This window comes from Kitasatospora sp. NEAU-69 (genome assembly GCF_057158765.1).
In genome coordinates this window covers 1-13,252 of the sequence record NZ_JBWXUE010000008.1, presented here as the reverse complement: position 1 = coordinate 13,252, position 13,252 = coordinate 1, and the positions used below count along the sequence as shown (strand labels likewise).

Annotated in this window: 8 protein-coding genes and 1 pseudogene; 3 read left to right on the top strand and 6 right to left on the bottom strand. The window is 71.9% G+C overall.

Annotation, left to right across the window (positions count from 1 at the left end):
• Nucleotide 1 precedes the first annotated feature (1 nt).
• Nucleotides 2–1,780, top strand: a complete 1,779-nt coding sequence (locus tag AC060L_RS11330) for a LuxR C-terminal-related transcriptional regulator (protein WP_483798517.1) — start codon at nucleotides 2–4, stop codon at nucleotides 1,778–1,780.
• 136 nt (nucleotides 1,781–1,916) lie between these two features.
• The gene (locus AC060L_RS11325; protein WP_483798516.1) at nucleotides 1,917–2,993 is read left to right on the top strand and encodes an alpha/beta fold hydrolase; all 1,077 of its coding nucleotides are present in this window, start codon (nucleotides 1,917–1,919) and stop codon (nucleotides 2,991–2,993) included.
• Nucleotides 2,994–3,002: 9 nt separating this feature from the next.
• Here AC060L_RS11325 and AC060L_RS11320 read toward each other — a convergent pair.
• Nucleotides 3,003–4,650, bottom strand: a pseudogene (locus AC060L_RS11320) (tannase/feruloyl esterase family alpha/beta hydrolase).
• A gap of 175 nt (nucleotides 4,651–4,825) precedes the next feature.
• Nucleotides 4,826–7,522: an AAA family ATPase gene (locus AC060L_RS11315; protein ID WP_483798515.1), complete on the bottom strand. Its 2,697-nt coding sequence runs from the start codon at nucleotides 7,520–7,522 to the stop codon at nucleotides 4,826–4,828.
• A gap of 177 nt (nucleotides 7,523–7,699) precedes the next feature.
• Here AC060L_RS11315 and AC060L_RS11310 point away from each other — a divergent pair, with 177 nt between their 5' ends.
• Nucleotides 7,700–10,150, top strand: coding sequence for a non-reducing end alpha-L-arabinofuranosidase family hydrolase (locus tag AC060L_RS11310; RefSeq protein ID WP_483798514.1), 2,451 nt, complete (start codon nucleotides 7,700–7,702; stop codon nucleotides 10,148–10,150).
• Between the two features lie 100 nt (nucleotides 10,151–10,250).
• Here the strand turns inward: AC060L_RS11310 and AC060L_RS11305 are convergent, their stop codons facing one another.
• From AC060L_RS11305 to AC060L_RS11290, 4 genes are all read right to left on the bottom strand, one after another.
• A complete protein-coding gene (locus AC060L_RS11305; RefSeq protein WP_483798513.1) occupies nucleotides 10,251–11,186 on the bottom strand; it encodes an urease accessory protein UreD in 936 nt (311 codons plus the stop codon).
• Nucleotides 11,183–11,803, bottom strand: a complete 621-nt coding sequence (gene ureG, locus AC060L_RS11300) for an urease accessory protein UreG (RefSeq protein WP_483798512.1) — start codon at nucleotides 11,801–11,803, stop codon at nucleotides 11,183–11,185. The genes AC060L_RS11305 and ureG overlap by 4 nt, the downstream gene beginning before the upstream one ends.
• A 44-nt stretch (nucleotides 11,804–11,847) precedes the next feature.
• Nucleotides 11,848–12,540: an urease accessory protein UreF gene (locus AC060L_RS11295; RefSeq protein WP_483798511.1), complete on the bottom strand. Its 693-nt coding sequence runs from the start codon at nucleotides 12,538–12,540 to the stop codon at nucleotides 11,848–11,850.
• The coding region (locus AC060L_RS11290; protein ID WP_483798510.1) for an amidohydrolase family protein at nucleotides 12,537–13,252 on the bottom strand (716 nt) is incomplete at its 5' end. The genes AC060L_RS11295 and AC060L_RS11290, both read right to left, overlap by 4 nt.

Genomic DNA, 13,252 nt, shown 5'->3' with positions numbered 1-13,252 from the left:
CATGAAGTCCATCACCACGACGATGGTGGGCCGCGAGGAGGAGCAGGCGGAGCTCGTGGCGTTCGTGACGTCCGCCACGGGTCGGGCTCTCGTCCTGCGCGGGGAGGCGGGGGCCGGCAGGAGTTCGCTGTTGAGCCACGCCGCCGCGGTGGCGGAGCGGGAGGGTCACGGCGTCATCCGGGCCGCCGAGCTCAGCGAGAACCGCACCGACCGGTCCCGGCGGCTGGCCGAGGCGGCCTTCGTCGCCGCTCACGCCGCCCGCCCCGGCCAGGCGCACCGGCTGGTCCGCGCGGGCCTCGCCCCCGGTTCGACGGGGTCGCCGGCCTCGGTACTGGCGGCCGCCTACCAGGCGCTCTACCAGGACGGAGACGTCCGCTCCACCCACCGGCAGGTCTCGGCCGCGATCGAGAAGCTGCGGGACGGCGGGTCGGCCGCGCTGTCCACTGTCGGCAGAGCCGAACCCGACGAGATCCTCACCCGGCTGGTGATCCTCCTCCTGGCGATCAGTCAGTACAGCGGGGACCACGCGGTCTGGGAGAGCACGCACGAACTCCTCGCCTCCCTGGGGAGCCTCGTCACCGAACGCTCGCGGATCTTCAGCGGCACCTGGAGCGATGTGACCAGGTACGGAGCCGTCTGGGCCGGGCCGGTGCGAGAAGCCGCCGCGAGCCTGCCGGACCTGGAGCCCTGGGACGTCACGCGATTCGGCGCGGCCGCGTACCACCTCGACCTCCTGAGCGACTACCGCCCGCACCTACAGCGCGTCGTGGACCGCGAGTTGGAGACCGGGGCGGTGGCCACCGGCATGGTCATGCTGCACCAGATCATGCTCGACCAGCTGGCTGTCGGCGAGTGGGCCGCAGCCGAGAACACCGGACGGCGCGGCCTGGACCTGGCGACCGGGCACGGCCACCGGCTGTTCGCCGCCCAGAGCCGCGCGTACCTGGCCCAGCTCGCGGCGCTGCGCGGACAGGTCGGGCGGGCGCGGGACCTGCAGGCCGAGGTGGACGCCTGGGCCCGCCCGCGCGGAGTGGGCTTCCTGACCCAGGTCGCCGACTCCGCCGGCGCGACCGCCGCGCTGAGCCGCGGTGACTACGAGGCCGCGTACCTGTACGCCATCGGCATCACGCAGCCGGGCACGTTCCGGCCCTGTGCGCACCAGGCCTCGCGCACCCTGCTCGACCTCGTCGAGGCCGCCCGACACACCGGACGCGTCGAGCAGGCCCGGGCGCATGCCGTCGCCGCCCGCGACGCCGGTCTGCCGCTCGTGTCACCCCGCCTGGCGCTGATCACCTACGGCGCGCTGGCGATGACCGCGGAGAGTGAGCCGGAGGCCGCCGAGATGTTCGCTCGGGCCGAATCCCACCCGGACGCCGCCCGCTTCCCGTTCGAGCTGGCCCGGATCCGGCTGGCCCACGGCATCCGACTGCGCCACGTCCGGGGCCGGGCGGCGGCGCGGCAGTACCTGGTCCCGGCGGCCGAGGCGCTCGAGCGGCTGGGCGCGGCCGGCTGGACCGAGCGCGCCCGAGCCGAACTGCGCGCCACCGGGGGCCCACCGCGCGCCTCGACGCTGAACGTGGCCTCGCTGACCTGGCAGGAACGCCGCATCGCCGACCTGGCCGCCAGTGGCCTGACGAACAAGGAGATCGGCGGGCGGATGCGGCTGTCGCCGCGTACGGTCAGCTCGCACCTGTACCGCGTCTTCCCCAAGCTGGGCATCGCGAGCCGCGCGGCGCTGCGCGATGCGCTGAGCCGGGCCGAGGAGTTTGCGCAGGTCTGATGCCACAGGTCCTCGATGCCTCAGCGCCTCAGTGCCTCGGTACCCCTTCGACTGTCTCGACGTCATGTGACTGATGTGTCCGGCCGATGGCCGAAGAAGAGTGGAGGCACCAGTGAGCCTCCGGAAAGGATCAGACATGATCAACAGGCGTACCTTCACCAAGGCGGTCGGTCTCGGCGCGGGCGCCACGGCCGTGTCGGTCGCCGCGGCCGCGAACACGTCTGCGGCCTTCGCAACCGCTTCCGACCGGCCCAGCCGCCCCGGCCGCCCGGCCCCGGTCATCCCGACCATCGCCCCGGGCACGCACACCACGTTCTCGGACCTGAAACGAGTGCAGGCCGGCGTGCTCGACATCGGCTACGCCGAGGCCGGGCCGAAGCACGGGCCCGTGGTCATCTGCCTGCACGGCTGGCCGTACGACATCCACAGTTTCGTCGACGTGGCGCCGCTGCTGGCGGACGCCGGCTACCGGGTGATCGTGCCGTACCTGCGGGGCCACGGCGCCACCACCTTCCTGTCGCCGACGACCGCCCGCAACGCGCAGCAGTCCGCGATCGCCCTCGACATCATCGCCCTGATGGACGCCCTGAAGATCCACCAGGCGGTGCTGGCCGGCTTCGACTGGGGCTCGCGGACCGCCGACATCATCGCGGCGCTGTGGCCGGAGCGGGTCAAGGCGCTGGTGTCGGTGAGCGGTTACCTCATCACCAACCTCGCTTCGCAGCGGAACCCGCTGCCGCCGAAGGCCGAACACACCTGGTGGTACCAGTACTACTTCGCCACCGACCGCGGCCGCGTCGCCATGGAGACCAAGCAGAACCGGCACGACCTGTGCCGCCTGGTGTGGGACGAGGTCTCCCCGACCTGGGACTTCGACGACGCCACCTTCGAGCGCACGGCCGCCGCGTTCGAGAACCCCGACTACGCCGCCATCGTGATCCACAACTACCGCTGGCGCCTGGGCCTGGCCGACGGCGAGCGCCGCTACGACCGCTACGAGCAGTTGCTCGCAGCCCGGCCGGTCATCACCGTGCCGACCATCGCCCTGGACCCCGCGCTCGACCCGTTCCTGGCCACGACCGACGGCACGGGGTACCGGAACTTCTTCACCGGCGCCTACCAGCACCGCGTGCTCACCGGTATCGGCCACGATGCACCGCAGGAGGCGCCCACGGCGTTCGCCCAGGCCGTGGTGGACGCCGACCACCTGTGACCCGCACGGTCAGTCGCGCGAGTCCTGGACGCAGCGGAAGCGGCTCGCGGCGCCCGGGTCACCGTGGCCGGTGTAGCGGGAGACCATCGGGTAGCGGCACACGTCGCGGGCGACGGTCCGGCCGGCGGCGGTGGGCAGGGTGGCGTGCAGCACGGTCGGGGCCTGGCCGTGCTCGACCCAGGCGGTCAGCGCGGCCAGGTCGTCTACGCCGCCGCCGTTCAGGCCGCAGTGCGCGACTCCGGGCGCCAGGAAGACGCGGTAGAAGCCGTCGACCTTCTTGGTGTCGCCCATCAGGGCATCGACGCGCTTGCGGTAGTCGACCGTGCCCGCGGTGGGGATCAGTTGGTCGGCGTCACCCTGCCAGGTGATCAGCTTGCCACCGGCGTTGCGGAACGCGGAGAGGTCCGCATCGCGGGTGCCGATGACCGAGTCGTACTCCGTGCGGGCCTTCCGGAAGATCTCGTCGAACTGCGCGTAGCTGAGGTTCGCGGTGTCGAACGAAGGCTGCTGCTCCACGAAGTTGGCGACCCACTGGGCCGGGACGATGAACGGCGAGCCGGTGGTGACGCCGTTCGGATCGGTCTTGCTGGCGGCCAGGTAGCTGAAGTCGGCGCCGATCGGCAGGCCGTACCAGAGCCGCTTGCCGAACGCGTCGCGCGGGCCGTCCCAGATCTTGCGGACCACGTCGGCATCGGCGGCGGTGATCGTGTACTGCTTGCCGTCGCACACGACCGTGGTGCCGATCAGGCGGCGCGGGTCGTAGTCGCAGCGGTTCGGGTCGCTGATCAGGCCGTCGACCACGCCGTCGAGCTTGTCGCAGGCCTTCAGCGCGGCCTGGTTGAAGGCGTTGAACTCGCACGTGGTGGGAGTAGGTGTGCTCCTGGTTCATCACCACCTGCGGCCAGAGGGTGGCCACTTCGAACTGGTTCCAGTTGACGGCGGGGGCGTCGGCGTTGATGCCGTTGAAGTCGGTGGGGTACTGCTGGGCCTCCAGGTAGCCTTGACGGCCGCCGGTGGAGCAGCCGTTGAAGTAGGCGTAGGACGCGGCGTGGCCGTAGACGTCGTCAACGACCTGCTTGCCGACGATCGCCATCTCGTGAACCGAGCGCGAGGCGAAGTTCCGCAACAGTGCGGCGTTGAGCCCGCCTTGGGGGTTCAGCGCCCAGCTGCTGTCCAAGCCGCTGGTGTCCACGCCGGCGTCGGTGGTGGCGGCCGCGTAGCCCTGCTTGATCGCCGCGGCCACGGAGCCGATGTTCCCGGCCGCGTAGGCGGCGCCGCCGTCCGCCTGGAAACGGCCGTTCCAGCCGGACTGCGGCAGCCAGATCTGCACCTTGGCGTGGTCGTTCGCACCCGGGTGGGTCAGCGTGACCGTCACCTCGCAGTGCGCCGGGACGTCGGGCGCCGGGTAGCCGCCCAACGGCGGAGCACCGGGCACCTGGAACGTGCCCGCCGGGACGGCCGTCGCGGTCACCGACTCCACCGTGGTGCCGTCCGGCGCCGACAGCCGGGCCGGGGTGCAGGCGAACGAAGCGGGGCTGGCGGCGGCCAGGGTCGCGGTGGGCACCGGACCGGCCGACGCACTGGCCAGTGCGCATACGGCACCGGCCGCCGCCAGCGAGACACCAGCCGACGCGAGCGTCAGAAGCCGTCGTTTCATGATCTCTCCTCGGATTCGGGGGTGGCGCCATCACTGTCCTCGGCACACCGGCCCGGGCACATCAGTCAACTGACGCTGAGTCAGGACTGCGGGTGCACTCGCCCTACCAGGCAGAAGGCTCGACGTCAGTTGACCGATGCGGCCGGGGAGAGCCGCGGGCGACGATCCGCGGCATTCATCGATGGGAGAAGGCGCCGGCGATCTCCCGACGGGAGGAGATCCCCAGCTTGGCGAAGACCTTGCGCAGGTGCCACTCGACCGTGCGAGGGCTGAGGAACAACTGCGCGCCGATCTCCGCGTTCGGGTGCCCGGTGGCCGCGAGCCGGGCTATCTGCGCCTCCTGCGGGGTCAGGACCGGCGCGCCGAGGGTCCGCTTGCGGACGGTCTCACCGGTGGCGAGCAGCTCCCGGCGGGCCCGTTCCGCGAACGCCTCGATGCCCATCTCCGCGGCCGCCTCGTGCGCCGCGCGCAGCTCGGTGCGCGCCTGGGCCCGCCGGTTCTGGCGGCGCAGCCATTCGCCGAGCAGCAGCCGGGTCCGCGTCTCGAGCACGCCGAGTCCGCCCCGGCCGAAGTGGTCGGCGGCCTCGCGGTAGTGGTCCTCGGCCTGTTCGGGTGCTCCGGTCAGGGCGTCGGCGACGGCCAGCGCGCCCAGCGCCCAGGGCGTGCCGGCCCGGCTCCAGTCGGCCAGCTGCTCGCGCGCCAGGGCCGCCGCGGCCCGGTCGCCGGCCCGGGACGCCGCCTCGACCAGCTCGCTGCACGTCCAGTGGTGCACGACGAGGTCCTGGTATTTGGCGCCCTGGAGGGCGGCTTCCATCGCGAGCGGGTAGTTGCCCAGGCCGTTGTGGAGCACCGCCCGGGCGCAGGCCGCGGTGGCTGTGAGCCGGCCCAAACCGTGCTGCTCGCCATCGCGTTCCAGCTCCTCGATCAGCTCCAGGGCCGGTCGTTCCCGCCCCCGGTACGCGCTGATCAAGGCTGTCGTGGCCAGGCGCGTCGCCGTGCCCGCTGCGTCCGCGACGGCCGCGCCCTCGGCCAGCAGGTCCCAGGCCTCGGAGGTACGCCCCGCGTAGCCCAGCGCGGCCGCCCGGTAGGGCACCGCCGTCGCGAGGATCGACAGCGTGCCCGTCGTCCGGGCGAAGCGAACCGCCCGGTCGGTGATGTCCAGCCACGCCTGGAGATCGCCCAGCTCCACGGCGGCGTCGGCGGCCGGCCACAGGAGAGCCGGATCCTCGTCGTCGGTGAGGGAGCGCACTGCCCTGAGGGAGCACGGCGCCCGCGCCAGCAGCGGGAAAGCGGCCACCGGGCCGTCCAGGGTCCACACCACCAGGGCTCGGAGAAGGACCCCTGCCGGCTCATCGCCGGGCGGCAGCTCGCGAGCGGCCTCGGCGACCCGTCGCAGTCCGCCTTCGTCGTGCCGGCCGGCCCAGATGGCCGCGCCGAACGCCGCGAGGTGGGTCTCCCGCGCGGCGGCCGGGTCGAGCTCGCTGAGCCGGCCCGCCGCGTCGAGCAACGGCTGCACCACGCCCAGCCCTTGACTGGTCATGGCCGAGGCCTTGGCCCGCAGCCGGCTGGCATCGGCCTGCTGCAGCCGGTCCAGCGGCCCCAGTTCGGCGGCGGCGAGCAGGTCGGGCACGCGAGCCGGCGCGCCTGCGGCGAGGTGGGCCCCCACGGCTGCCAGCGCGCGCCGCGCCCGCTCCTTCCGGTCGGGGGTGAGCGCGGCGGCCCGTTCCAGGAAGGAGGCGGCGGCTGCCCGGCCGCCGCGCGCCAGGGCCCGGCCGGCGGACCGCTCCAGCGCGGCGGCGACCGGCTCGTCCGGCCCGACCGCGGCATGGGCCTGGTGCCAGGCCCGCCGGTCGGGATCGCGCTCGGCATCGGTGGCCTCAGCCAGGGCGCGGTGCGCCGCGCGCAGGGCGGCGGCATCCGCGCCACGCCAGACGGCCGAACGCACCAGCGGGTGCCGGAACCGCACCGGGGCTCCCAGCGTGATCAGGCCTGCGGCCTCGGCCGGTGCCGCAGCCTCGATCCCGATGCCCAGCAGGGCCAGCGCATGCCACAACAGCGGTCCGTCGCCGACCGGTTCGACCGCCGCGACGAGCAGCAGGGCGCGGGTGTCGGCCGGCATCGCATCGACGCGCCGGCGGAAGCCGTCCTCGATCCGGGTCGCCAGCGGGCCGACCCCTGGTCCGCCGAAGCCGAACGCCAGCTCCGCCGGTGACAGGCCCCGGGGCAACTCCAGCAGGGCGAGCGGGTTTCCGCCGGTCTCGGCGACGATCCGGTCCCGCACCCGGGCGTCGGCGTCGGCCAACCCGTGCAGGGCAAGGTCCGGCAGACCGGAGAAGCCCGCCTCCTCCCTCCCGCCGGTGATCCGCTCGGCGAACACCAGGGCCACCGATTCGGCGTCCAGCCGACGCCCGACGAACGCCAGGATCCGATGGGACATCAGGTCCAGCCACTGCGCGTCATCGACCAGGCAGACCAGCGGGGACCGGGCCGCCGCCTCGGCGAAGAGCCCGAGGACGGCGAGCCCGACCAGCAGCATCTCGGGCGGGTTCCCCGCGCTCAGGCCGAACGCGACCCGCAGCGCCTCCTGCTGCACCGCCGGCAGCCGATCGAGGTGCGACAGCAACGGGACGCACAGGCGTTGCAGGGCCGAGTAGGCAAACTCGGACTCGGCTTCGACGCCGGCCGCCCGTACCGTCTGCAGCTGCGCCGCCTGCCCGGCGAGATGGTCGAGCAGCGCCGATTTGCCGACGCCGGCCTCGCCGCGCAGCACCAGCACCCGACTGCGCCCGTCGCGCACCTCGCGCAGCAGGCGGTCCAGTGCCTCCAACTCCCGGGCCCGCCCGAGTAGCTGCTGCTTCGCTTGGTTCGGCATGGCCCCTCCGGCACGAGTTCCTCCCGGGGGAGCTACGCCCATCCTACGAAGAGCACCGGCTGAGCTACACGGAGTCGATCACCGGAAATTCCTCCCCGATCACGGCAACCTTCGTGCGGGTGGCGGCAACTGACAGGCAACCGAGGCCGAGACCAAGGCCCACTACGCCAGAGGGACATGCCGTTGCCTGACAAGAACCGTTCCCATCGCCGCCGTCCGGCAACCCGCCGCGTACTCGCCGCCGCCCTGCTTCTCGCCGCCGCGGGCGCCTCCGTGCCGCTGATCGCCCAGGCCGCACGCACGACGAAGGCCCCCACACCGACCACGATCGGCGACGCGGCGGCCGGCAGCGGCCGCTACTTCGGTACGGCGGTGTCCACGGGCAGGCTCGGCGACTCGACGTACTCCGGCATTCTCGACCGGGAATTCAACATGGTCACCCCGGAGAACGAGATGAAGTGGGACACCACCGAACCCTCCCGCGGGTCGTTCAACTTCGCCCCCGCCGACTCGATCGTCGACCAGGCCTCCGCGCACGGCCAGCGGATGCGCGGCCACACCCTGGTCTGGCACTCCCAACTGCCCGGCTGGGTCGGCTCCATCACCGACGCCAGCACCCTGCGCAGTGTGATGGACAACCACATCACCCAGGAGATGACCCACTACAAGGGCAAGATCTACGCCTGGGACGTGGTCAACGAGGCCTTCGCCGACGACGGCAGCGGCGGCCACCGCAGCTCGGTCTTCCAGAACGTGCTGGGCAACGGCTTCATCGAGGAGGCCTTCCGCACCGCCCGGACCGCCGACCCTTCGGCCAAGCTCTGCTACAACGACTACAACATCGAGAACTGGTCCGACGCCAAGACGCAGGGCGTCTACGCCATGGTCAAGGACTTCAAGTCCCGCGGCGTGCCCATCGACTGTGTCGGCTTCCAGAGCCACTTCGGCGCCGGCGGCCCGCCGGCCAACTTCCAGACCACGCTGGCCAGCTTCGCCGCGCTCGGGGTGGACGTCCAGATCACCGAACTCGACATCGCCCAGGCGTCTCCCGCTGCGTACACCAACGCCGTTCAGGACTGCCTCGACGTCGCTCGCTGTACCGGCATCACCGTGTGGGGCATCCGCGACAGCGACTCCTGGCGCACCGGCGAGAACCCGCTGCTGTTCGACGGCAACGGCAACAAGAAGCCCGCCTACAACGCGGTACTCACCACTCTGAGCAGCGCCGGCGGCGGCACCCCGGGTGGCGGCACACCGAGCGGGGGCACGCCGGGCATCAGCTCCGGCAGCGTCTACACGCTCTCCGACGCGGCCGCCGGACGCGTTCTCGACGAGTACGCGGGGCAGAACGGCAACGGCACCCCGCTCCAGGTGTGGGACGCCAGCAGCGCCGCCAACCAGCAGTGGAAGGCCACCCGGAACGGCGACGGTTCCTACACGCTGACCAACCTCGCCAGTGGCCGGGTCCTGGACGAGCCGGGCAACCAGACCGGCAACGGCACGAAGATGCAGGTCTGGGACTCCAACGGCGGCGCCAACCAGCACTGGAAGGCCACCCGGAACGGCGACGGCTCCTACACGCTGACCAACCTCGCCAGCGGCCGGGCGCTGGAGATCCCCGGCGGTCAGACCGCCAACGGCGCTCCCGTCCGCGTCTGGGACGCCACCGGCGGCGCCAACCAGCACTGGAACCTCAGCTCGCCCGCGTCGACGGGCGGCGGCACGTGCGCGCTGCCGTCGACGTACCACTGGTCCTCGACGGGTGCGCTCGCGCAGCCGGCGAACGGCTGGGCGTCGGTGAAGGACTTCACCGACGTGGTGTACAACGGCAAGCACCTGGTCTACGCCTCGAACGTGTCGGGGTCGTCATACGGTTCGATGATGTTCAGTCCCTTCACGAACTGGTCGGACATGGCCTCGGCCGGCCAGACCGGGATGGCCCAGGCCGCGGTGGCGCCCACGCTGTTCTACTTCGCGCCCAAGAACATCTGGGTGCTGGCGTACCAGTGGGGTCAGTGGCCGTTCATCTACCGCACGTCGAGCGACCCCACCAACCCCAACGGCTGGTCCGCGCCGCAGCCGCTGTTCACCGGCAGCATCCCGGGCTCCGGCACCGGCCCGATCGACCAGACCCTGATCGCCGACGGCCAGAACATGTACCTGTTCTTCGCCGGTGACAACGGCAACATCTACCGGGCGAGCATGCCGATCGGGAACTTCCCGGGCAACTTCGGCTCGTCCTACACGACGGTCATGCACGACACGCCGAACAACCTGTTCGAGGCGCCGCAGGTCTACAAGGTCAAGGACCAGAACCAGTACCTCATGATCGTCGAGGCACAGGGCAGCGGCGGGCGCTACTTCCGCTCCTTCACGGCCTCCAGCCTGAGCGGCGCGTGGACCCCGCAGGCCGGCAGCGAGAGCAACCCCTTTGCGGGCAAGGCCAACAGCGGCGCCACCTGGACCAACGACATCAGCCACGGCGACCTGATCCGCAACAACCCCGACCAGACCATGACCATCGACCCCTGCAACCTGCAGTTCCTCTACCAGGGCAAGTCCCCCACCGCGACCGGCTCGTACGACCAACTGCCCTGGCGGCCGGGCGTCCTGACCCTGCAACGCTGACCAGCCTGATCCACGGGTGACACTCACTGCCCGAACGCAACCCCAGCCGTGCATCGGCTGGGGTTGCCCCATTTCCAGCGCACCACTCGGAGGCCGGCGGTCAGGACTTGCGCAGCGCCGGGGCCGGTGCGCCGATCAGCAACCTGCGGACGGCGTCCCAGGCTTGGCGGACCGCCGCGCTGACGGCCGGCGGGTCGCTGCCGAGCACGCGCAGCCAGGCGCCGGTGTCCTCGGGCAGCACGCTCACGCCGTACAGCAGGCCGCAGCCGTCGAGCGCCTGGTGCAGGACGTCGGCGACCTCGTCGGCGGGTGCCAGCGGGGTGACGGCGTAGAAGGTGGACACCAGATCGTGCCCCGCCAGCACGGCGGGGCCGGTGACCCCGGAGCCGGCGGGCTCCAGGCGGACGGTGTCCAGCGCGAAGAGCCGGCCGCCCGGCCGGCGCCACTCCAGGTCGGCGGCGAACACCTGGTACGCGTTGCGCTCGCCGTGCGCCAGCCGGCCGGCCAGCACGGTCTCCCCGGCGAGCACGGTCGCGGTCGGGTCGGCGGTGATCACCGTGCGCTGGTAGAACCGCGAGCCGCGGTGCGGGATGGTCGGCTCGGGCAGGTACTCGACGTAGCTGTCCTCCGCCGCGGTGAGGAAGACCTGCTGGGTGGCGTAGTCGGTGTCCATCCGGTGCAGCTTGGTGGCGGCCTGGGTGGTGAGGTGGACGGCGGTGCCGGCGCCGCAGTGCAGGTCGAGCCGGAGGCGGTCGGCCTGCACGATGCCGCCGCCGGTGGACATCAGGTACGTGATCGCCAGGTCCGGCCGGGCCGGGTCGAAGTAGAGCGGACGCATGATCTGCAGCGGCGACTTCTGGTAGTGGGTGACCAGTTCGGTCCGCCCGCCGACCTGCTCGAAGCCCAGCTCCAGCAGGCCGATCTTGCCCGGCCGGCCGACCCCGAGCGCCGACGGCCGGCCGGCGTGCCGCAGCACGGCGCCGGGGACGCGCGCGGGCTCGTAGTGGGCCGGGGCCAGCCTCGCCACTGTGGTCACGCCGGGACCTTGCGGTAGGACTCCAGCAGGTCGGCGACCCGGTCGAGGCCGTCGCCGGTCAGGCTGTTGGTGAGCACCACCGGGCGGCCCTCGCGCACCCGGTCGGCGTCGGCGGTCATCACGTCGAGGTCGCAGCGGACGTACCGGGCGATGTCGATCTTGTTGATGATCAGGACGTCGGAGTCGGTGATGCCCGGGCCGCGCTTGCGGGGCATCTTCTCGCCCTCGGCGGTGTCCAACACGAAGAAGAACATGTCCACCAGCACCGGACTGAAGGTCAGCGTGAGGTTGTCGCCGCCCGACTCGTAGAGCAGCGTGTCAACGTCCGGGAAACGCTCCAGGAGTTCGGCGCCGGCGGCCAGGTTCATGGTCGGGTCGTCGCGGACGGCGGTGTGCGGACAGGCGCCGGTCTCCACCCCGACCACCTTGGCCGGGTCGAGCAGCCCGGCCAGGTTGCGGCGCACGTGCTGCGCGTCCTCCTGGGTGTAGATGTCGTTGGTGATGACCGCCGGGCGCCGGCCCCGGGCGATCAGCACCGGCACCAGGGCCTCGATCAGCGCCGTCTTGCCGGAGCCCACCGGTCCGGCCACGCCGACCCGCAGCACGTCGTCCGTCATGTCCTGCCTTCTCTCTCGATGCGTTCCGACTGATCTGACTGCCGTCAGGACGCGAACATCCTTGCCTCGGCGCGCTCGTGGCGGCCCGACATGACGTCGGCGAGCGGTACGCAGCCGCCGAGGTCGGCCGCCTCCCGGTGCAGTGCGGCCTCGGTGACCTCCTTGATCACCGGGGCGATCGCCCGCAGCGTGATCTGGGCACGGCGGTGGTCGGTCAGCCGCAACCGCAGTGCGGCTCCGGTGAAACTGACGGCGAACGCGAACAGGTCGCCGGCCACCGCCTGTTCGGCGCCCACGCCGCCGGCCGCGTACGCTACGCCGGCCGCGACCGCCTGACAACAGGGCGTCCGCTTCGCTGCCACCAGCTCCGCGAAGCGGTCCAGGGCGGCGCCGCCCAGCGCGAGTTGCGCCGTGTCCAGCATCTGCCGTCCGGTCCGGGTGGCGGCCAGCCGCAGCTCGCGGTTGAGCTTGCTGGCGTGCAGCCGTTGGTCGATCTCGACGACGGTGTCCCAGTCCCCTTTGGTGGCGGCCCGGTTGGCGATGGCGAGTGCGGTGGCGTCGGCCGGGCCGACCGAGTGGCGCAGGAGGTCGGTGAGTAGTGCGGGCATGCTGTGCTGGTCGACCTGCCCGGCCTGTCGGAAGCCCTCCAGGCTGTGGGAGAGGGTGTAGAGGCCGCTGGGGAACGCGGAGTCGGTGAGTTGGAGGCTGACCAGCAGTGCGTCGAGGGTGGCGGTCATGCGAGGTAGAAGAGGTGGTTGAGCGGCAGGGTTTCGGCCGGCGCGATGGTGGCCGGTTCGCCGTCCAGCGTCACCTGGTACGTCTCCGGGTCGACCTCGATCCGGGGCAGCGCGTCGTTGCGCACCATGTGCTGCTTGCCCACCGTCCGGCAGTGCCGAACCGGCAGCACCCGGCTCTCCAGGCCGAGTTCGGTCGGCACCCCGCGGTCGATGGCGGCCTGGGACATGAAGGAGACGCGGGTGGCCTGTCGGGCGCGGCCGTAGGCGCCGTACATCGGGCGGTAGTAGATCGGCTGGGTGGTGGGCAGCGAGGCGTTGGGGTCGCCCATCAGCGCCCAGTTGACCATGCCGCCCTTGATCACCAACTTGGGCTTGGCGCCGAAGGAGTTGATCGGCCACAGCACGATGTCGGCGAGCTTGCCCGGCTCCAGCGAGCCGATGTAGTCGGCGGTACCGGCGGCGATCGCCGGGTTGATGGTCAGCTTGGCCAGGTAGCGCAACACCCGGAAGTTGTCGTGGCGTTCGCTGTCGCCGCCCAGCTTGCCGCGCTGGTCCTTGCAGTGGTGGGCGGTCTGGAACGCCCTCGCGAAGGACTCGCCGATGCGGCCCATGGCCTGGGAGTCGGAGGAGAAGATGCTGATCACGCCCTCGTCGTGCAGCACGGTCTCGGCGGCCACCGTCTCCGCGCGCACCCGCGAATCGGCGAAGGAGA

What these genes read in the sequence shown, in the direction of transcription:
- AC060L_RS11330 (WP_483798517.1), top strand. Translation starts at nt 2, where the DNA reads ATGAAGTCCATCACCACGACGATGGTGGGCCGCGAGGAGGAGCAGGCG.
- AC060L_RS11325 (WP_483798516.1), top strand. Translation starts at nt 1,917, where the DNA reads ATGATCAACAGGCGTACCTTCACCAAGGCGGTCGGTCTCGGCGCGGGC.
- ureG (WP_483798512.1), bottom strand. Translation starts at nt 11,803, where the DNA reads ATGACGGACGACGTGCTGCGGGTCGGCGTGGCCGGACCGGTGGGCTCC.
- AC060L_RS11315 (WP_483798515.1), bottom strand. Translation starts at nt 7,522, where the DNA reads ATGCCGAACCAAGCGAAGCAGCAGCTACTCGGGCGGGCCCGGGAGTTG.
- AC060L_RS11295 (WP_483798511.1), bottom strand. Translation starts at nt 12,540, where the DNA reads ATGACCGCCACCCTCGACGCACTGCTGGTCAGCCTCCAACTCACCGAC.
- AC060L_RS11310 (WP_483798514.1), top strand. Translation starts at nt 7,700, where the DNA reads ATGCCGTTGCCTGACAAGAACCGTTCCCATCGCCGCCGTCCGGCAACC.